The organism is Ktedonospora formicarum (genome assembly GCF_016587355.1).
GTDB lineage: Bacteria > Chloroflexota > Ktedonobacteria > Ktedonobacterales > Ktedonobacteraceae > Ktedonobacter > Ktedonobacter formicarum.
Window position 1 is genome coordinate 67,753 of record NZ_BNJF01000001.1, and the last position, 20,191, is coordinate 87,943.

Annotated in this window: 16 protein-coding genes and 1 pseudogene; 7 read left to right on the plus strand and 10 right to left on the minus strand. The window is 48.9% G+C overall.

Going from position 1 to position 20,191, the window contains the following annotated elements:
• Positions 1 to 165 precede the first annotated feature (165 nt).
• Positions 166 to 945: an aminoglycoside adenylyltransferase domain-containing protein gene (locus tag K3T82_RS00275; RefSeq protein WP_220191512.1), complete on the minus strand. Its 780-nt coding sequence runs from the start codon at positions 943 to 945 to the stop codon at positions 166 to 168.
• A 314-nt stretch (positions 946 to 1,259) separates the two neighbouring features.
• Positions 1,260 to 1,610, minus strand: coding sequence for a winged helix-turn-helix transcriptional regulator (locus tag K3T82_RS00280; RefSeq protein ID WP_220191513.1), 351 nt, complete (start codon positions 1,608 to 1,610; stop codon positions 1,260 to 1,262).
• A gap of 151 nt (positions 1,611 to 1,761) precedes the next feature.
• Here K3T82_RS00280 and K3T82_RS00285 point away from each other — a divergent pair, with 151 nt between their 5' ends.
• Entirely contained in the window at positions 1,762 to 2,553 is a 792-nt protein-coding gene (locus K3T82_RS00285) for an SDR family NAD(P)-dependent oxidoreductase (RefSeq protein WP_220191514.1), read from the plus strand.
• A 362-nt stretch (positions 2,554 to 2,915) separates the two neighbouring features.
• Positions 2,916 to 4,513, plus strand: a pseudogene (locus K3T82_RS00290) (ISNCY family transposase).
• Positions 4,514 to 4,621: 108 nt separating this feature from the next.
• Here K3T82_RS00290 and K3T82_RS48900 read toward each other — a convergent pair.
• The 4 genes from K3T82_RS48900 to K3T82_RS00305 form a co-directional block, all read right to left on the minus strand.
• On the minus strand, positions 4,622 to 4,753 hold the full coding sequence (locus K3T82_RS48900) for a hypothetical protein (RefSeq protein ID WP_268886603.1): 132 nt from the start codon (positions 4,751 to 4,753) through the stop codon (positions 4,622 to 4,624).
• A 303-nt stretch (positions 4,754 to 5,056) separates the two neighbouring features.
• Positions 5,057 to 7,066 (minus strand): TOMM precursor leader peptide-binding protein, encoded by a 2,010-nt coding sequence (locus K3T82_RS00295; RefSeq protein WP_220191515.1) that lies wholly within the window; start codon positions 7,064 to 7,066, stop codon positions 5,057 to 5,059.
• Positions 7,063 to 9,186 carry a TOMM precursor leader peptide-binding protein gene (locus tag K3T82_RS00300; RefSeq protein ID WP_220191516.1) on the minus strand — a complete coding sequence of 708 codons (2,124 nt, stop codon included), beginning with the start codon at positions 9,184 to 9,186 and terminating at the stop codon, positions 7,063 to 7,065. Before K3T82_RS00300 ends, K3T82_RS00295 begins: the two co-directional genes overlap by 4 nt.
• Before the next feature lie 456 nt (positions 9,187 to 9,642).
• Positions 9,643 to 9,975, minus strand: a complete 333-nt coding sequence (locus K3T82_RS00305) for a hypothetical protein (RefSeq protein ID WP_220191517.1) — start codon at positions 9,973 to 9,975, stop codon at positions 9,643 to 9,645.
• A gap of 585 nt (positions 9,976 to 10,560) precedes the next feature.
• Between K3T82_RS00305 and K3T82_RS00310 the strand changes: the two genes are divergently transcribed.
• A complete protein-coding gene (locus K3T82_RS00310) occupies positions 10,561 to 10,965 on the plus strand; it encodes a nuclear transport factor 2 family protein (protein WP_220191518.1) in 405 nt (134 codons plus the stop codon).
• 204 nt (positions 10,966 to 11,169) lie between these two features.
• A complete protein-coding gene (locus tag K3T82_RS00315) occupies positions 11,170 to 11,385 on the plus strand; it encodes a dodecin family protein (protein WP_220191519.1) in 216 nt (71 codons plus the stop codon).
• A gap of 296 nt (positions 11,386 to 11,681) precedes the next feature.
• On the opposite strand, the gene K3T82_RS00320 is transcribed toward K3T82_RS00315, so the two are convergent.
• Together K3T82_RS00320 and K3T82_RS00325 are read right to left on the minus strand one after the other, a co-directional pair.
• Positions 11,682 to 12,308, minus strand: a complete 627-nt coding sequence (locus K3T82_RS00320) for a hypothetical protein (protein ID WP_220191520.1) — start codon at positions 12,306 to 12,308, stop codon at positions 11,682 to 11,684.
• Positions 12,309 to 12,527: 219 nt separating this feature from the next.
• A complete protein-coding gene (locus K3T82_RS00325) occupies positions 12,528 to 13,070 on the minus strand; it encodes an RDD family protein (protein WP_220191521.1) in 543 nt (180 codons plus the stop codon).
• Positions 13,071 to 13,436: 366 nt separating this feature from the next.
• On the opposite strand from K3T82_RS00325, the gene K3T82_RS00330 reads away from it, so the two are divergent.
• Positions 13,437 to 16,358 (plus strand): PAS domain S-box protein, encoded by a 2,922-nt coding sequence (locus K3T82_RS00330; RefSeq protein WP_220191522.1) that lies wholly within the window; start codon positions 13,437 to 13,439, stop codon positions 16,356 to 16,358.
• A gap of 328 nt (positions 16,359 to 16,686) precedes the next feature.
• A complete protein-coding gene (locus K3T82_RS00335; RefSeq protein ID WP_220191523.1) occupies positions 16,687 to 17,454 on the plus strand; it encodes a ferritin-like domain-containing protein in 768 nt (255 codons plus the stop codon).
• A gap of 140 nt (positions 17,455 to 17,594) precedes the next feature.
• On the opposite strand, the gene K3T82_RS00340 is transcribed toward K3T82_RS00335, so the two are convergent.
• Together K3T82_RS00340 and K3T82_RS00345 are read right to left on the minus strand one after the other, a co-directional pair.
• The gene (locus K3T82_RS00340; RefSeq protein ID WP_220191524.1) at positions 17,595 to 17,963 is read right to left on the minus strand and encodes a VOC family protein; all 369 of its coding nucleotides are present in this window, start codon (positions 17,961 to 17,963) and stop codon (positions 17,595 to 17,597) included.
• Between the two features lie 53 nt (positions 17,964 to 18,016).
• Positions 18,017 to 18,388: a VOC family protein gene (locus K3T82_RS00345; RefSeq protein ID WP_220191525.1), complete on the minus strand. Its 372-nt coding sequence runs from the start codon at positions 18,386 to 18,388 to the stop codon at positions 18,017 to 18,019.
• 364 nt (positions 18,389 to 18,752) lie between these two features.
• Between K3T82_RS00345 and K3T82_RS00350 the strand changes: the two genes are divergently transcribed.
• Positions 18,753 to 19,958 carry a cytochrome P450 gene (locus K3T82_RS00350; protein WP_220191526.1) on the plus strand — a complete coding sequence of 402 codons (1,206 nt, stop codon included), beginning with the start codon at positions 18,753 to 18,755 and terminating at the stop codon, positions 19,956 to 19,958.
• Positions 19,959 to 20,191: the final 233 nt, after the last annotated feature.

Consider the following 20,191-nt stretch of genomic DNA (forward strand, 5'->3'; position numbering starts at 1 on the left):
TGAAAAGAAGCAATGCTGTTCATAACCTCAATGAGAGTTCATTTGTTTCATATGCATAACACGAATGAACAAATGAGTCAGCCCAAAGTAATTTTGGACTGACCCATTAGAATGGCGTAGTGAGGAGAGAGGTTTATAATGAGCTATATGGGATAGAATCGGTTGTTACTCGGCTTGTTGCACTACAACCTCAATGATTCGACGAATGAACTGTTTCACCTTATTTTGATCTAAAGGTGTCTCTGTGGTGCCAGCACGTAAAGCAAGCGCCTGGGTAATGAGATCATGGTCAGCACCTTGCGCTTTGGCCCACGCCGCAGCATCACGTTTTGAAGTCCATTGATGCTCCTGAGCATAGCGCCATCCCCGGCAGGCATTAAGCACGCTCGAATAGCCCACCCCGTCATGCTCTATATGCCAACGCAAGGAAACCAGAATAGCCTCAAGTAATTGACTCCGTTCGATAGCGCCAAAGAGATCATGCGCCTGTGGCCCCCAAACACTGATCCCATGCTCTCGCGCAATGGCTCTATCGAGGATAAACCAGTGAGATGACTCTTCTTTCGGATCATAGGTAACGTGATAGGGCATTTGAGGACCAGAGTTAAGATTTATTTCAAACGCGCCACTTAAAGAGGGGTTAATGACATTCTCCCTCCTGTAGAGGACAAATTCACATCCTCGAGTTGGGCACGCTATTGAGGGATGAGCAAGAAGAGCAGTCAGATACTCTTTTTCTTGCTGAGAGAGAGGGCGTTCACAGATTCCCTGTATATCAATGTCACTTCTCCCTAAGAGAAATCCACCTAATGCTGCGGAACCAACAAGATACACACCGATAAGCTGCTCATGTAAGGTGTTATAAAGTACATCTACCACTTGCCTGGCATAGGCTTGAATTTCTGGTGGCAGCTGTTGTAGGCGGCTATCGGGGTTAATATGCACTATTTCACTCCTTATAGGCTACATGTGTCTTGCTCAAAAGTATCATGCCTAGTTTTGCTTGGTAAGTCTAAGAATTTAGCAGATTTAGTATATCATAGAGCATACCGACACCTTGAAGCCACCATCCAAATCGTCCGATCATTTCCAGGCGTTTGTTAGCAGGCGGTATGGTAAGGGCTTTGTGCAATTACCGTTACACTTTTGTTGCCGAGCGTTTCAGTAAAAAAAACTACGGCGGTAATCTTTCCTTGCTGAGCTTTTCTTGAAGAGCCACGAGGGAGCTTTTAGCGAAAGATCGCTGAAGAAAAGGCATGTTACGATGAAAGAGACTTGCTCACCAGTTCGTTTTTGGGATCGGAAGCTTCAGACTGAACCCATACACCCATGGCAATAAAAATAGGCTCAAGACGCCGTCCCCGTTCGGTCAACTGATATTCCACATGCAAAGGCACTTCTGAGTATACCGTACGCGTCACGATTCCTCGCTCTTCTAACAGACGTAATCGATCGGTGAGGGTCTTCGGGCTAATCGGGTGCAGCGCACGACGCAATTCTCCAAAACGTTTGATGCCATTGAACAAGTGACGCAGGAGCAGAAGGGTCCACTTGCCTTCTAAGATCTCCAAGAGGCGCTCTATTGAGCCAGGGCAGATAGGATCGCTCATGAATGGGTCCTTTCAGTTCACTTTTGGAAACTATTGCACTTTTTTGAAACTACTTTACAAATCTACCATGGTTCACTATGCTTGTGCAAGAGGCCATTTTTGCACAAGCAGGAAAGGGCCAGGAAAGAGAGTACCAACAAAGGAGAGGAACATGAATCTCAACGGAAAAACAGCGATTGTGACTGGAGGCAGCCGTGGAATTGGGGCAGCAACGTCAAAGCTCCTTGCTCAGCGTGGCGCGAAAGTCGTCGTCAATTATCTGAACAATGAAGCGGCGGCCTCGTCCGTTGTTACGGATATTCGGACAATAGGAGGTGAGGCTGCCGCTTTTCAAGCAGACGTGCGCGAGGAACAAGCTGTTGACTCGCTCGTGCAGTTTGCAAAAGCCACTTTTGGCGCTCATGTGGATATTCTGGTGAATAACGCCAACATTCCCTTTCACTTTTCCCCTTTTGCCGAAGCCTCCTGGGAGGACTTTGCGCGGAAAGTGAACGGAGAACTGAAGTCAGCATTCCTTCTGACGAAAGCGGTTCTTCCCTCCATGGTCGCACAACACGCTGGGCGGATCATTTATCTCTCAGCCGGTCCGGGAAAATATCCCATGGACGGGCTTATTGCCCATGGGACAGCCAAGGGGGCACTTGATACCTTTGCCGGATACATTGCCCACGAGTTTGGTCCTCTTGGGGTCACCGTGAATGTCATTGCTCCCAGTCTCACCGAAACCGCTGCGACCGCCTTCCTCCCGGAGCAGGTCAAGCAAACGTTCAGGAACTTCACGCCACTTCGCCGCATGGGACAACCTGATGATGTTGCCCGCGTCATTGCCTTCCTGGCAAGCGATGACAGCAGGTTCTTAACCGGAACCTATACACCAGTAGATGGAGGCTTTACGATGGATGTGTACTCCAGGATGGATGCTTCCCTCCCGACTGCACAGTGATCATCCCTTTCTGAATGGGAAGGAGTTTCCTGGACATGATGGAATGGCGGTGGTTGACCAGAAGGAGAAACTACCGTCCCTGCTGTTCTCAAACGAAACCTCTCTCCCGGACGCTCTGCCAGGAACCCTGGAGCTCACGATGAAGAGCATCAATGGACATGATGATTGATGGCGTGCTCACGGTCGCATTGGAGCACCTGGAAGCCTGGCTGCGGATCTGTCTGTCTTCTGCAGGTGAGAGCTGGATACCACTGGGCTGTGGGAGGAAATGATGCGCGAGGTGCGGATGGAGGTCAGCAGACCAGCCGTTTTGAACACGTGTCAGGCATGGCATTCCCCCTCTGCGAGAAAGGGACCATTCGATGGCAAGAAAAGCATGTCGAGCTCCTGCGACAACGGAGCAAGTGCTGACGTGCCTGCGTACCCAATGCGGCTTCTGTGGGCACCCGGTAGCAGTGGCGTACCGCACGCAGCGAACCATTACCACCTTGCAGGGCAATCATCTGCTCACCCTGCGTGTTCGTCGGTGTCGTAATCCCACGTGTGGGTGGTATCATCGGCCCTACCGGCCAGAGGAAGAAGGTAAGTGGGCCTTACCGCATGGTGAGTTTGGCCTGGACGTGATTGCCCTGGTAGGCACGCTGCGCTACACCTCCCATCGGAGTATTCCTGAAATTCATCAGGCCCTACGTGATCGGGGTGTCCAGATTGCCGAACGAACCGTGACCCATTTGCTCCAACGGTATGAGGAGCTGGTGGCAGTGCATCTGGCAGATCAACGCTGATTACGTGACCAGTTCAAAGAGCCAGGACAGATCATCCTTGCCATTGATGGCCTCCAACCCGATGTTGGGCATGAAATCCTTTGGGTCCTGCGCGATTGTCTCTCTGGAGAAGTGCTCCTGGCTCGAAGCCTCCTCAGTGCGTGTGAAGCGGACCTCGCCAGCTTGATTCGCGAGGTCCAGGAGGCGGTTGACGTTCCTATCCGTGGGGTGATCTCTGATGGACAACGTTCTCTGCGCAATGCTGTTTGGGCGGTGTTGCCGGATGTTCCACATCAGTTATGCCACTTCCATTACCTCAAGGAAGCAGCCAAACCGGTGTATGAAGCCGACAAGCACGCGAAAAAAGAGTTCAAAAAGCATCTGCGTGGTGTCCGGCCCATTGAACACGCGGTGGAAAAACGGAAGGACGCCGAAGCGGAAGCGATTCGTGGCTATTGCCTGGCCGTTCGCAGTGCTTTAACCGACGATGGCAGGCTACCACTCTCGGCACCTGGTCTCAAGCTCTATGAACGGATGACTGCCATTGCGGCTTCGCTCACGCGGGTCTCTGAAAAGGGGGCTTGCCGGGTGAGCTCGAACGCATGCTTACTTTCCTGACAAAAGGACTCACTGAAACCGCCGCCCTGTGGCCTGATGTCGAGCAAGGATATGCCTGGGTGCATCGTGCTGCTCATCTGCTCTCCAATGACAACAAACTGTCGGCAACTCAGGTGTGCCAGACGTATGAAACACTTTTGGCAGAGATGGAGCAAGCGCCGACATCCTCTGAACTCCTCGCCACCATGCTCTCCACCTTTCGCAAAGTGACCGCCAGTTATTGGCCTGGCCTCTTTCATTGTTACGATCATGTTGATCTCCCCCGCACCAACAATGACCTGGAACAGTATTTCGGCTCAGCGCGCTATCATGAACGACGAGCAACTGGGCGCAAACAAGCGTCACCAGGGGTAGTTATCCGTGGCGCTGTGCGAGTCGTTGCATCCGTTGCTTCTCGCCAGCATCCTTTTTCTGGACCAGAACTCTATCCGACTGATCTGACCCGCTGGCACACCTTGCGCAGCGAATTAAACCACCGCCACGAGGCCCGGCGCATGCAATATCGCTTCCGCAAGTCTCCTGAACAGTATCTCGCTGCTCTCGAAGAAAAGCTCAGCAAGGAAAGATTACCGCCGTAGAAAAAAAGCTGTTTTACATGTCTCGGAGAAGAAGCATCTCGGTTCGCCAAGGCTCTTACTTGTATCTATTTGGCGGCAGCATCCACATGCACATAAGATGGGTATGACCTATCCAAACGCGACCACATCCCCGATCGTATGCCCCTTCTCCTGTTCCATTTCTCGCATGAGTTGATCAATCGCATTTTTGGTTTCTTGCGTCTTTGGGTGCTCAAAGCCGCAGGCCAGTTCACGAATCATCTGCGCCCACTCATAGAGTGCAAGAGCCTTCGTTGTCTGTCGCTGAACATGATGGAAGCAGGCAAGATCGTGGAGCGTATCCGCGAGCGCAGAATCAAGGGAAGCAAGTGAATGCTGACGGATCGCCAGGACACGTTAGTAGAGTTGATGAGTTTGCTCATACTGCCCATGTCTATAAAAGCCACGCACCTCCATGTCCAGGAACAAATTGCCCAGCAATCTCGCGCCGCGCTTAAGCGCTTGTACTATCGATCACAACAAAAAGGGGAAACATCAAGATCAGCTCACCTAAGATCACCAAAGCTAGAAAAAGGGATGAGGATAAGGGTTTATCTCCTCCTCGGTTAGAGAATGATCTTGATAGCCCAGCTTCAAAGGTAGTTGATGCAGGCGCTGAAAATCTATTATCCGACGATTGGCCTGCCCAAAGGTCATAGGAAGCATTCCTGGCATGATAACTTTGACGCAGGAGAGGCCACAGGGGCGATGTTCAGGCGCGGTTTGATCAACCACCACCGTATCAATACCTTGCTTGTGGTAGTAGCTGATAAGATCTTCCAGATCCTCGCGCAGGTCCATGTGTTGAGGTTCTTCCTGATAGCAAGCCGGAAAGCCTTGTTGGAAGGTTTGCTGACGAGGAGTGTGATAGAGAAAATGCAAGCGCTCAAATGCCTCTGGTAGATAGTATACCAGGGGATGATGATCCATCTTCTGTACTAGGCTTGAATCCGCTAGCATCCTTCTTGCTTCAGCTCTATTCTGATCATTCAGCTGGCGAGGGAAGCTCAGAAACATCGCGAATTCCCGCAACGCTTTCAGGAGCGCTTGCTCAGGATGCGGATGCGAGCCAGCCGCGACAAATGCCTTTGGTGTCTCGTCACGATTATGCTCATCAACACCCAACAGGCACACACAGGGGACCGCGTGATCAAGTGTGGTATTGAAGGCATAAATTGTATATCCTGAATGATACTCAAGGTGCGTGAGAAGCATGCGGGCAGTAGGATCAGTCAGAGAGTTCAGGTCAAGGCGCGGAACCTGGAGGCGAGCATACCATGTGAGTAAGAATGCATCACGCTCAACGACTTCTAGCATCCCATGAAAGATAGCCTCTTCTACACAATTACCAAGCGCGCAGCCATTCGACACATCAAAGATAAACACCGGATTATCTGCGCTCGCAGGAACACTATAATAGGCACAGTGCTCTGGTATGAGTAAGGATGCCCGCTCCTGAAAGGAGTAGCCCCACACCCAATGGCAGACCAGATCGTGATGATAGGGCTGCAACTGGCGACACGCATGCTGCTGAGATTGTGCATATTGCTCCGCGCTATGTAGTCCCAATGTCGTAGGATCAAGCACTGGCTGCGCGCCCTTTCTGAGTTGATTATAGCTCGCCTGGACCACCGTGCGCTTTCCACGGGGATACGAACCCGCATAGCGCTCAATAGCTTCTAACACGGAAACCATCTTGCTCTGCTGGGGAAGTAGTGTACAACCATTGCCAGTCATGGCTCCAGACGCAGAGACCAGGTGAGATGAGGCAACTGGCAATAGATCCGAACTCTCCATGACTAGTGAGGCAACCAATCCTCTCTGTGGCTCAACATAGGTGGAAAGAAGATGCTCAGGGCTGGCGACAGGCTGGCTGATACGATAGGTAGAGGCATCCTTTTTGGGGCGAGACCGCAAAGCAAGGACAGCCAATTCGGCACTATCTTGAGTAAGACCACCACAATCAGGACAGTCTGGGAAAGGCAAGAAGCGATGCCTGTGACATTCCAGGGTCGCAAGCGAAACAGTCAGCAGTGTACAGTGCTCCTCGTTAGCATCTCGCTTCTGCATGGAAGATACGATTTCTCTGCTGGCAAGCCCTGCAATCGTTTCCAGGCTAAACGAGGAGAACCAGGGTTGAGATTCGACTGGCGGGTGATCCTGAAAGAGATATTGATACAAAAGGGCTCGATCAGTTTCCAGCGAAGTTGCCCCCAATTTGCGGAGCTCAGCACAGGCGGAACAACCTCGTTTTTGTGGAATAACACAAGGGCCAATAATAGCTTCATCGAATTGGGTAAAAACCGGGAGTAGGGCGACACCTGCTTGCAGGCTGCATTTATTGATTGCTTGCAGCGCTTTGGGCGACCAGACATCACTGCAAAAGACAATGAGATCACAGCTCACTACGTGCTGATACACATGCTCTGGCATTAAGGGGATAATGCGGTAGAGGGCCTTCAGGCGGCGCTCCAGGTGCTGCCGGATAAGGCCTTGCCCAATGATCCCAATCGAGAATGTACTGTTCTTACTCATAAGGCAATTTCCTTCCCACGCTCTCCTCTGCTAACAAGCACACGAGCTATATACGGCCACATCTTCATCAATGACGAATCATGATCCAATGGAGTGACGAAAGTCCTGAACCCATTCATCTGCAATTGCTGCAAAATAAACTCTTTGTGCAGCTTATAAGCGCTATTCTCCATAGGAGAAACCACAACGAGATGATCGCCACGCAAATGAACTGGAAGATCAGGTACAGGAGGTAGCGCATAGTCTGGTTGGTCAAATTTGATCGATTGGTACTGTTGTAATGCCTGCTCCAGCCCTCTATTCAATGCCTGCATTCCATCATAGTGACTACTATACGAAATTGTCTTTTCATCAAGACACACAGCAAAAGTAGGAACATGCAATGGGCCTGTGACATCATAAACGGTAACGTGTCTGTCAATGGATTTCAGTAGGCGATAGAGGTATGCGCCTTCAGGAGTTTGGCATGAACTAGCAAGATCAATTTGGGGATATGACTGGTAAGTATTCTGTACATGCTCAATTGTGTAGGAGGAACACCAGTCCGTTAGCGCCTGGCATACCGCCTCATCCCAGGTGCTTCCCGATCCAAGCCCACACTCATGCTTACACAGAGAGGAGAAGACCTGTGTGGCAGGTACAAGCACGACGTGTTGGGTTTGCGTATCCATGGCCCAGGTCCACATCTTCTCTTTGGAAGAACACATGCATGATCCAACGAGCTGTTCAACTGAGATAACAGGAAAATCCGCATTATTGACCACATCAAGAGAGAGCAGACGTCGCCTGTCTACACAATTGGCTGCATAGCATTCGCACGCTTTCTGGGCCGCACGAATGCTGGCTTTTCGTGTATCTATGCTCGCCCCGATAACTGTGAGCGGATCTGTATCATGCTGGAGGTTGGGCAGATTAGCAGCATAGACAGCGAGAGGAAGTCTGACAAAATGGCTATTCTCCACTGAAGGAAAAAGCCCGGTCTTCGCATCAACATATCTGAAAAATTTCTCTAGCAAGTCTTGTGGGTCCATTGGGCTCTGATGCTGCAAGCCAAGGACTCGCTGAAGAAATTGTTCTGAGGTTTGTGGCACAGGAGATTGACAGGCCTGACAGAGAGGATGTTTCACAAACGGATGGATCTCGCTCTCATAGGTATTGAGATCCATCACCTTCATCTTTCCGCCTGTTTCCGTAGAGTCAATCTGCGTAAAATATCGAAAAAGCTCAAAAAGCAAGTGATTGGCAATCAGTTCAGCGTCTAATGCGACTGGAACCCGCCTCTCAACCTCAAATGAACTATCGCTTCTCGCGAGGAGGTCTGCGTCAAACACATTCGCTTGCAAACGCCGCCAGGCACACTCCCAGCAGGTATGCATCTCTGGGCATACGAGCGGGCCGATCCAGGCAACACCATTGTTCATTACCGCCTGAATCAATATTTTCCCCTTCTCAATACATACTCTGTTTACCAATTGCGCACGCGCAAGCTGAGGGTAATAAGCGCAGTGAAGAATAGCATCATAAGCCTGGAAAAGAGCATTCAATTGCGCCTCGTTATCCCAGGGAGGTGAAGCAATAACGCGAACACCTTCTGTTGAGGCATCATAGTTAGACCAGACGCTTGAGCGCAATTGATCCCTTTCAGAGGCGAGCATGATACTGATATGCTGTAAACCACTTCGCAACCCCGCCTGAACAAGTGCGTCACAATTAGCCCCATCGCCGATGATCAGTAAGCGCTTGTGACGGAACGCCTCGAAACGGGTAGAACCAAATGATTGAAAAGACTGGATAAACGCGAGGTTTGGGGCATGATCTTCTTGCTCTAACGAGTGAGACATATCAGGTTGATCCTGGTTCTTATCAGTAAGGAAGTGATGGGTGATCAATTTCTCGATCAAATTCACTACCATACGTTTTCTATCTGCATCCAGACCTCGCGTTATCTCTTCAAGTGTTACATTGCCATTGAGGTGAGGTATGAGATATTGCAATAATGGATATAAGCTTTTCCCTTTTAGGAAAAGGCGATCAGAGTTCCCGCGTAGATACACACCATTGTGTAATGGGAGGCAGTAAGTATCGGCCTTCCAATAGGGCCGCATCGTTTGCTCTACCATATATCTTCTCCCAGAGCAATTTCCTGGTAAGTAATTTTACGCCTAATTCAAAACTCGAGTGCGTTTTTCTTGATACGAACATCAACGCCGCCTTCACGGCAGTTCGCGCTCACCCCTTACTGAGTACCTGAGTGCGTTGATACGAGAACCAACGCCGCCTGTACGGTGGCTAGAGCTCACGCGCTCAGACGTTCGTGCAAGAGGTGCGCGCGAGTCACGACAGTGACGTTATAGTCTCGTATAAACCCGCATCGCTCTATTTGCGATGAAACATAACAAAAGCAATCAAATAACAAAAATAGGGTCAGAAGGCTTTCTATTGCACGTCTGAGTATGCTAATCTAACGCAACTCTCTTCCAACCAAGAATGGCTTATACATCCCTGGTTAGAAGAGAGTATTAGCATAAGAATGGTCTAATGCTTAGAACAGAGAGTGATATCACTCCAGACAGGAATCAGGCAAGATTAGCCCCAGCCTCCACAACTTCCACAGCTTCCTCCCCAGCCTCCTCCCCAGCCGCTTCCCCAACTTCCTCCCCAGCCGCTTCCCCAACTTCCTCCCCAACCTCCACAACTTCCGCAACTCCAGCCTCCGCAGCTACAACTTCCTCCCCAACCTCCACAACTTCCGCAACTCCAGCCTCCGCAGCTACAACTTCCTCCCCAACCTCCACAACTTCCGCAACTCCAGCCTCCGCAGCTACAACTTCCACAGCCACAACCTCCGCCACAACTACACCCTCTACAGCTACAGCCAGTTCCCCGAATACCACCAAATCCAGGTACATAGACTTCTTCCAGATTTTCGTCTGTAAGATCTATAACATCAACAAGCTGTTCGGAAAGGCTTTTCTCCTCTGTCCGAAAGTTGTTATTTGTCGGTATCATACGTCTTTTCCCTTTCTGCTTGGCGCCTCTAAGTACCGGCTTGTTTACACAGTAAAAAACTTCCGGCGTCAATTTCGCGATTAGACATCGATAAACCGCCTACAGGATGAGTATGGTAAACCCAACCAAATTGATGTATTTTTATGCAACATTCCAGGCGACAGGCACGTTCTTAACCCACTTTAGGGCGGAAAAATATCGTGCATATACTGTTGTTCACATGAACAAAAAATCTCAAAATTATTCGTTGTAGGAAGAGGCGCTCAACGTTTTTTATCTCTACCTTCTCTCCCTTGACGACATGCTGCTGCAGCAATACAGGTTTTATTTTTTGCACAAACGAAAACCTAAAGATAAGGCAATCAGTTATATATGCTGTTTGCATATATAACTGATTGCCTTATCTACTATCAGCACCGTATACTGGATATCGCCTTCAATTTTCATTTATAGAAGCAAATAATCAGAAGGAGAGAGCCTGGAGTATGAATAAGAAAGTCAATGATGATCTTAGACGCGCTTACGACGCCTATAGTCATGGGGACATCCAAGGCGCCGTTGCTTCCCTCGACATAGACCAAGAGGTCGTGTGGATCGAACCCAAGGAATTTTACGCTGGTGGCACTTATCACGGACTCCAGGGAGTCATTGACTACCTTACACTCGCATATGCAGCAACAAGTCACGTTCTGAACGTGCCAGAAGAGATCATAGAGGTGGGGGATAAGATCGCCGTTTTCTTACATTTCCAGGCAACCCCGAAGGGAGAGGGTCAGCCGCGAGAAGGTCACATTGCTGATGTTTATACATTTCAAGATGGCAAGATTGTGCAAATGCAAGCGTACTCTGATCCTATCGAGGCCCGTAAAGCCCTTGGACTACTTCATTAATATCAAATTACAAAGAGAGATTTCGTTTCAAGTTGCTTCTCAATTACATCTGGTGTATTTGAGAAAATAATTGTTACTGAAGTTTTCTCTCTATCAAGATCTCATCGCACATCTAGCCTGTTCAAAATGACGACTGTTTCCTTCCAGTTTTCTGTAACGTGATTGAAAAAGAGTGGATTACCCTCTGAACGAAAGGAGACAACAATGGCAGATAGTGTTTATAAGGTAATTCAATTGGTTGGAACCAGTAACGAATCATGGGATAAAGCCGCCGCAACCACTATTGAACAGGCCTCAAAGACCCTGCGAGATTTACGAATCGCACGCATTGTTGAACAAGATATCCATATCGAACCTGGAAACGCTTTAACCTATCGGGTAAAGTTGGAACTCTCCTTCAAGTACGAGGAGCAAACATAATCAGCACTGATACACAGCAGGGTTGAACTTCAATAGTGCCGTTCACTCCTCTGCACGTGGATATATAGTTAGTACTCAAAGAAATGACATTCGTTGTTGGGGAGAAATGAGAAGAAGCGCTTGCACCGCTCAAGAGCTTCCCACATGAATGGTGCGATGCTCGTTGCGCTCTGTCTGCCTTGCGAGAGAAAGACACAGCTTCTCTTCGCAGTCGGCGATTCTGGCAGAGCGCAACTCTAGCCTATGCACACATCCAATTGGCAAGATGAGCCATAACATTTGCACTGACATCTCAATCATGTTATCGGTTCATAGCTGCTTCCAGTATTGCGGAAACGAACTTGAAGACCGTTTACGTTCACCACCAGGTCTGGATGGCGCGCATCTCCTAAGAAGGTCAGTGTCACAGGAGCAAGGTCAGCACCTGAGTCAATCAGGTGTGGTCCAATCAAGAGATGGGTATGCTCCTCGTCTCCCCCTGGCATCTCAAAGATGTAGACCTGTCCTTGTAAGTTGATCGCGGTAAAGTGGGTTGGTAGTGATGCGTTGCGTTCATGTCCGACAAAATGATCGACATGTGTTGTACGCGGTCGACCATATTGCACATCATCTTTAAGGGTGGTTCCCCAAACCACTAAAAGTTGCCCAACCATGGAGAAAAACAACGCGCACAGCATCCCTACCCCTATCCATAAAGACCAGGAACCGCGTATCTTTCGCGCACCCATATGCGAGATGGAAGAAGCAGTATGTTGCCAGGGAGGTATATCAGTAGCCGACGTAGATCGCGACCTAGTCTTTGTCAGTTGCGATGCACGTGCGATCTGTACATTTCCCGATTCAGACGTTTTACGAACGGGATGATGACGAACAACCAGGCTTCGAGGGGCAAGGCGAGTTTCCTCTTCAATAGCGACAGGCATGGCATTCCTCCTTAAGTCGGTAAGGCACAACAAAACATGATAAGAAATAAAGAAACCTGGAGGATAGAAACGTCCAGAAGCTTGGTCCAGGGAAAGCATACCTGTTCTTGAAGCATTTAGACAACCCGATTATCCACGAACTTTTCCAAGGGGATGTGGAAAGAATGTGGATAATCCAATACATCGCTATACACCCGTTCGTGCTTCGACAGGAATTCCTTAAGGGTGTGGTACTTGAACCACATAGGTTCTGGCTATCCAATCATAGAGCGTTTGATGCTTCTTCCCCACAAACATACTTATCAGGTATGCTCCCACCAATACCCAGACCAGCACCAGGCCCACAGTAATAATAGGAGATGGAGTTGAAGGAGCAGTAGGCCAGCCTGGGATGCGCCAGAGGCAGGCATGAGTCAATTCCCAGGGAGCTAATTTGAGCAAGGAACGCACAAGCGAGCGAGGGAAACGTAACCTAGCACCAGAGGCATCGGTCACACGCAATCCCAGCTTGCGTTTTCCCCAGGTTGCTTGCCAAGGGGACTGTTCACAGAGCACAAAGTAGAGAAGGACAGGCAACACCAGCAGAAGAAACGCGCTGGCTTCGCTGACATTAGGATTAGCAAACATAACTTGAAAGATGGTTTTAAGAGGCCCTAACCCCAACCCAACACCAACAATAACCAGAAATATGAGATAGACCGAAATAATAAGATAATCAAGCAAAAATGCGACTAAACGCCGCCATATGCTTGCAAACGTCATGATGAAATCTCCTATTCTACACAACTCCATCTGAGTAGAGAGTTTTTAGGAAGAAGACATATTACTAAATCTTCCTCAGAGCCACCACCACCACAAACAACGGTATAGTGTACCACATGTACCCGCCTCTCAAAAGGAAGCCAGTGGTAAACGGAACAATCAAAGTATGAGAGGGAAGCCCAAGGCGCCAACAGATGATGGATCATCTATCAGCAGATGGACGAGTAAATGCATTCGGAATATAATGGGACAGCTTGCTTGTTTTTTTATCTACAGCAAAGCTATAAGGCAATATTTACTGAGCTGTAACATGGGAACACATTTTTGTCACCAGGGATGGGGGTACGTGAAAGGGATATAGGCAGTATGACATTCAATCCACAAAATGAAGAATCTCTCACTCATACATCGCAATGCGCGCTTCTCAATATGTTTGAGCACCTTCCTGATGCTTTATATTGCATCGATGACGCAGAGACAATTGTATATGTGAACGCACGCGCACAAACCATAACCAGGGTACCACAAGAGCAACTATTAGGACAACCCTTCTGGCATTCCGTGCCACAGTTAATGAGCGCCACTCTCTATCAAGCAGTACGCAAGACCAGACAGACGCAGGAGCCAACTGAAGTAGAATACTGGTCGTCTGTGCTCACAGCCTGGCTACATGTACAACTCACGCCCACTATTGGGGGGATCATCTTACAGTTCCATGAAATAAAAGCAGCACCACAACACCTGAAGACAGTTACCCCAAATCTGCACCTCAATGCCAACACATGCAAGGGATTGCATGTAAGAATCGCATATCTGACATCAGAAGGGATTGTGCTAGAAAACAATGACGAGCATTTTGACGGCACGCACATTCGACGAGAAGAGGTGCTTGGCAAATCAATCGCTGAAACGTCCTGGTGGTCCAGTTCACCTACCACTCAAGAGCAGATACACGCAGCCATCACCCAGGCCAGCGGAGGAGACACCGTTCACCTAGAAACTATAATTCACCCAACGGAAGAGGTGGATCTCCACCTGGAGGCAACCATCGCACCTAATCTGGATGTGAATCAGCATATCACATCCCTTGTCATCGTTGAGATTGCCTACCCTGCATACAATCGGGATGAAACTGACATATCCGCTCTCATCGACGCCATCCCTCAATTGGCCTGGACAGGAAAGCCGGATGGAACTGTTGACTATTGCAATAAACGCTGGCGCGCTTATACTGGCCTGAATTGCCAGGAAGCTCAAGGAGATGGATGGAAACAGTGTACTCATCCTGATGACTTACAACATGTCCTCTCAGTATGGCTGCACGCAATCCAAACCGGCATGCCCTATGAAGTAGAGCAGCGCCTACGCAATGGCGCAACTGGAGAATATCGTTGGTTCCTGATGCAAGCCACTCCCTATACAGATGAGCAGGGCACTATCCTCAAATATGTAGGTACTTGCACTGACATCGATGACAAAAAGAGGAGGGAAGACAAACTACGTGACCTGGTCAACGCCATCCCGCAATTGGTGTGGATCGCTGGACCCGATGGGTCAATCCTCTATAACAACCAGCGTTTGATCGACTATCAAGCAAAGACCCTCCAGCAAGTCAGAGGTGAAGGCTGGATGACTTGTGTGCATCCCGACGACCAGCAACGGGTTCAGCAGGTGTGGCAGGCATCCATCCAGACAGGCCAGCCCTATGAAGTCGAACATCGCATGCAAGATGGCACAACCGGAGAGTATCGCTGGTTTCTTGTCCGAGGCGTGCCGCAACGCAATGCAGAGGGCGCCATCATATACTGGTTTGGCACCTGTACCGACATCAATAAGCAGAAGCAAGCCGAGCAGCAGCTCAAAGAAAGCCAGGAGAACTTGCGCGTGCTGGCCGAAACATTGCCCCACCTGGTATGGGGCACTGGTCCTGATGGCTTATCAGATTACTTTAATCAGCGCTTCTATGACTACATAGGTGCTACATGGGAACAACTGCACGGCTATGGGTGGAGTCAGTTCGTACACCCGGAGGATCGTGAGCGCACCCTGGCAGCGAGAGCGCAAGCGTTATGCACCGGTCTACCCTACGATGTCGCTTATCGGTTCAGGAGTGGACATGCCGGCATATATCGCTGGTTTCTAGCACGTGCAATGCCCGTCCGGGATGATACCGGGCGCATTGTCCGGTGGTTTGGCACTTGCACCGACATTGAGGAGCAAAAGCGGACAGAGGAGGCCTTACGCGAGAGCCAGGAGCAAGCAAGCATTCTAATGAACTCAAGTATCATCGGGATCAATATCGCCGATGGTGAAAGGATCATGGATGCCAATGATACCTATCTACGTTTGACTGGCTATACACGTGAAGATCTGCACGCTGGAAAGATTAGCTGGATGGATATGACACCACCAGAATATCTAGAACGCACCCAAAAGGCTCATCAAGAACTTGCCACGCAGCGCACAATGACGCCCTATGAAAAGGAATATATATGTAAAGACGGCAGCCGCCTCCCGGTGCTTGTGGGACGTGTTGCCTTACAACACCACCCCTCCCAAACTATTGGCTTTTTGCTGGACAATTCGGCTCGCAAGGAACTTGAGCAACGCAGAGATGCTTTTATTAGCATGGCAAGTCATGAACTAAAGACGCCGCTTACCGCCTTAAAGATGCAGGCCCAACTGGTACGCAAACGCCTGGAACGGCAGTCTCACCATGAAGCTGCCACACTCATATCCAGAATAGATGGACCAATTAAACAGCTTGAACGCCTCGTTGGGGAATTACTAGATGTCTCCAAAATCCAGGCAGGCAGGTTAGAGTATTTGCATGAGGAAGTTGATCTTAATGCATTACTCCATGAAGTGACTGATACCATGCAACAAATTCAGACGACACATACTATTCAAGTGCGTGGTGAGACCCCTTGCCTGCTGATTGGAGACCGAGATCGACTCGGACAAGTCTTCATCAACCTGATCAGTAATGCCATCAAATATTCTCCTGGCGCAGAAAAAGTTGAGGTGGACCTCATTACCTCCTCAGAAACAGCAACCATTCGGGTACATGATTACGGCCTTGGTATCCCACAGGAACAACGGGACAAAATCTTTGAACGCTTCTATCGGGTCTCGGGTCCCAACCAGAAAGCCATTCCTGGTTTAGGAATGGGCTTATACATTGTGGCGGAGATTGTCAGGCATCATGGGGGAACTCTGGCGGTAGAAAGCGCCGTTGGTAAAGGCTCCACCTTTCAGGTAACCCTTCCCAGGAAGCGGGAGAGCTGACCAGTTACAACCTACTCCCTTTCTGGAATACGATGATGATGGTAGATATCGTATCCACGCGATATGCTATCATCATCGATCAACCACCTAGACATCTTACCTATCACGCTGCTCCCCTCCTGAAACACCAGCAACCAGTTCCCCCTATAGTCCATCGTTACTCAATATGCATCCGAGCGCAGTATCCAGCGCCCCCAGGTGCTTCTCTACATGTCTCCGCACCTTCACAGACATGAACACAAGACATTTTCTTCCCATGCGTTTCAGTGTAAGCTATTTCAGAAAGCATTAATACATGGTCTAACATATAAATGGAGATAATAACTGTATGAGCAAATACCCCAAACAAAAATCTGTTTTTCACGCAGAAGAGTGGCTTCATTACTTTGAGGAGAACGCTCTACAACGCCCATTGATTCTCTGGGATCATGGTATCGTCGTCGAAACACAGCAACGTCGACCGTTGCTCCGCTCACTCCAACGCTTTCAGGTTGGAGAACAGGGCGATGGGCGTCATCTACTCGAAGCAGTTGCAAGAACACAGAATCCCGAATATCAAGCCGCAATGGCGCTCTTTATAAAGGAAGAGCAAGAGCATAGCCGTATGCTCGCAAAAATCATTAAAGGAATGGGAGGGAATCTGTTAACATCACATTGGAGTGATACCTGCTTTGTCCTCTTGAGGCGTTTGCTTGGTTTGCGCATGGAGCTACTCATTCTGCTCATAGCTGAAGTAATCGCTCAGGTCTACTACAAGGCGCTCTTCGATGGGACCACTGATATCGTCCTCAGAAGTGTCTTTGGACAGATTCTTCATGATGAAGACGGCCATGTTGCTTTCCACTGTGCCTATCTTCACCAGACATTCTCCAAACTTTCCCCATTGGTTCGTTGGTTAATATCCAACAGTTGGAACCTTCTCTTTCGTTTGGTGTGTGGTATTGTGATCTGGGATCATCATACCGCTCTACGAGCCGTTGGAATGACCCCATCCATCTGCTGGCATGAGTGCATGCAAGCCTATGCTACAGCAAGGCAAAGTTGTTTTCGACCAACACTCAAAGGACACTCGGTAGAATTGGCGAATCAAGCATAAAGCAATAAGATTTACAAGACCTACTCATACGTAAAAAATGACCAGGATTGCCAATGTGGCACTTTCAAGTCAGTATTAAGTGATTACAGCCAGATGAAAACGTGAAACACAAAGAGATCCTTGCTTCCGTTTTGATCTGGCTACTTCTCCTGATGCACAATCAAACGGTTCTGAGCCGGATCGTAAGCATAGAATTCTTGACCATGAAAGGTGTCAACGATTTTGCCAGGTGTGCATCCCACCGATCTAAAATGATTGGCTGCCTCATGAATATCAATAACTTCCAGAACTATGCTAGCGGTCGAGCGAGTATCATGCATAAATTCTGGCCGATTATCCGGGCGTGGTTTAAACAGGCCAATGCGCAATTCAGGAATTTGAAACTCTACATACACATCTTTGACCTGGCGTATTGGCTCCTCTTGCAGAATCTTGGTATAAAACTCTTTCATTTCATCAAAATGAATGGCTGCTATGGCAAGACGTCCATATTTATACAAAGAAACCACGATATCTCTCCTTTCTCTTTTGAGAAGAGTCTGTCAAGCAGGCTGGATGCTTGTCACGTCTCAGTTTGGTGAAAAATCAAGCGATTCTGCTCAGGATCATAAGCATAAATTTCTCGCCCATGATGGGCATGAATAATCTCTCCTGGCGGCGCATACCCAAGCGCTGTCAGGCGAGCAATTGCCGCATCGAGATCACTTACTTCCAGGCAGATGCTCATTGGATTTTTTCCGACTGTTGCAAACTCTTCTTTGCTACTTACATGTGGACGAAAAATTCCCAGGTACAGGCTCGCCACATGGAACTCAACATAACTCTGAGAAATAATCTTTAGGGGTTCCTGTTCAAAGAGTTGCTGGTAGAATTGCGTCATCTTCCCCAAATCAAAGGTAGATATAGTCACAAAGGCAGCTTCATATCTAACCATGGCAATCCTACCTTATCATCTATCCCCTAAAACATAGGCATCGAAACAAGAAGATCAGATATCATCCGGCAATAAGAGAGCAACACACAAAAGCTCATCTTCATATACCATATGCGAGATTCACATTATAAATATTGAAATGATCAGACGTCAAAAAAACACTGCCCTATAAACACCATGGATTCGCTCTGCTTGATTTTGGTTTGGTGAGCAGGTATAGTATGACTACAAAGTCATTTTACAGACTTCAAAGTCAAAAAAATGAAGCGTGACGAATTAGCCATCTCAGAGAAAGGAATTTCACCTGCTGCAAAGACTTTCGACGCTGCAAGATGTACAGGGATTGTACGATTGGTTTCGGCACATGAGGGATACACACCCCGTCTGGTTTGATGAGACTAGTAAATGCTGGCATGTATTTCGCTATAGCGATGTCAATCGAGTCATCACTGATTATGAATCCTTCTCCTCGGAGCGGCGGCAGGGTGCCTTTGCGCGAACCCGTCAAACAGCAATCGCCACCGAAGCGACTCAGGATGGTCGCGAGCGCCGTGCAGGCCGTAGCATTATTGCAATGGATCCACCCCAGCATCGTCAGTACCGGAATCTGGTCTCGCAGTCTTTTACCCCACGCGCGCTCGCACGCCTTTCAGGGCGGATTGAGAGTATCACACAGGATTTGCTCGATCAGGTGCGATTCTCAGGGCAGATGGATATGGTGGCAGATATCGCCTATCCATTGCCGACTATTGTCATAGCAGAAATGCTTGGTGTTCCCACCTCAGATCGCCCCTTGTTCAAGCAATGGGCTGACGGACTACTCAATCGCCAGTTAAGCGACGCAGAATTTTTCCGACCAGATGAGGCTCAACAAGAGAATCCTGAAATACAGCGACTCAGGAATCTCTTCGAGGAGATGTCAGACTACTTTGAGGAGATGCTAAAAGAGAGGCGCAGCCAACCACGCAACGATATGATAAGCGACTTGCTGGCAGCGGAGGTTGACGGCGAGCATCTGAGCAACGAGGACACGATTAGCTTCTGCATCATTCTTTTGCTCGCAGGTCATGTCACGACAACGAATCTACTCAGTCAAGCAATTCGCTGCTTTGATGAGCACCCCGACGCTCTTGAGCAAGCCCGAAAACAACCAGAACTCATACCGAGTGCGATTGAAGAGATATTACGCTATGCTTCACCCGTCTGGCGACTCTCCCGTATTACCCAAACAGACGTAACGATAGACAGCGTAACAATTCCAGCACATGCACCTGTCTTTGCCTGGTTAGCGTCCGCCAACCGTGACGAACGTCAATTCCCGGAGCCAGAGCGCTTTGATATCGCGCGGACTCCTAATCGCCACATCGCCTTCGGGCACGGCATTCACTTTTGTATTGGCGCACCACTTTCACGGTTGGAAGTATCGATTGCCCTCCCCATGCTAATTAAGCAATTACCTGACCTACATGTGGTCCATGATCGGCCTTTAGAGCTCTTTGAGGGGCGCACGCTCTTTGGCTTCCAACATCTTCCAGTCACCTTCACAGCTTCGGAGCCGAGCATTCACTGATATCCCATTATGTGAAATCGAGGATGATTCCAGAGTTTCATTCCACGCATCCCACTTTTTCATGTTGTCACATGGAAGATGGGATGTGTGGCAATTCTCCCAGCCATTCAAGCAGGCGCGCCTCGGTATATGATCGTGGGGCAATAGGAGTATCGCGACGGGATGAGTAATGTTTAAGAGAATCTGGTAATTTCCATATTATTGGCAATCTTTTGACTTGACTTTCATAGATG

Bases quoted from the DNA above. Each gene is read 5' to 3' on its own strand.
- K3T82_RS00280 (WP_220191513.1), bottom strand. From the start codon at position 1,610: ATGAGCGATCCTATCTGCCCTGGCTCAATAGAGCGCCTCTTGGAGATC.
- K3T82_RS00285 (WP_220191514.1), top strand. From the start codon at position 1,762: ATGAATCTCAACGGAAAAACAGCGATTGTGACTGGAGGCAGCCGTGGA.
- K3T82_RS48900 (WP_268886603.1), bottom strand. From the start codon at position 4,753: ATGATTCGTGAACTGGCCTGCGGCTTTGAGCACCCAAAGACGCAAGAA.
- K3T82_RS00295 (WP_220191515.1), bottom strand. From the start codon at position 7,066: ATGAGTAAGAACAGTACATTCTCGATTGGGATCATTGGGCAAGGCCTT.
- K3T82_RS00300 (WP_220191516.1), bottom strand. From the start codon at position 9,186: ATGGTAGAGCAAACGATGCGGCCCTATTGGAAGGCCGATACTTACTGC.
- K3T82_RS00305 (WP_220191517.1), bottom strand. From the start codon at position 9,975: ATGTACCTGGATTTGGTGGTATTCGGGGAACTGGCTGTAGCTGTAGAG.
- K3T82_RS00310 (WP_220191518.1), top strand. From the start codon at position 10,561: ATGAATAAGAAAGTCAATGATGATCTTAGACGCGCTTACGACGCCTAT.
- K3T82_RS00315 (WP_220191519.1), top strand. From the start codon at position 11,170: ATGGCAGATAGTGTTTATAAGGTAATTCAATTGGTTGGAACCAGTAAC.
- K3T82_RS00320 (WP_220191520.1), bottom strand. From the start codon at position 12,308: ATGCCTGTCGCTATTGAAGAGGAAACTCGCCTTGCCCCTCGAAGCCTG.
- K3T82_RS00325 (WP_220191521.1), bottom strand. From the start codon at position 13,070: ATGACGTTTGCAAGCATATGGCGGCGTTTAGTCGCATTTTTGCTTGAT.
- K3T82_RS00330 (WP_220191522.1), top strand. From the start codon at position 13,437: ATGACATTCAATCCACAAAATGAAGAATCTCTCACTCATACATCGCAA.
- K3T82_RS00335 (WP_220191523.1), top strand. From the start codon at position 16,687: ATGAGCAAATACCCCAAACAAAAATCTGTTTTTCACGCAGAAGAGTGG.
- K3T82_RS00345 (WP_220191525.1), bottom strand. From the start codon at position 18,388: ATGGTTAGATATGAAGCTGCCTTTGTGACTATATCTACCTTTGATTTG.
- K3T82_RS00350 (WP_220191526.1), top strand. From the start codon at position 18,753: ATGAGGGATACACACCCCGTCTGGTTTGATGAGACTAGTAAATGCTGG.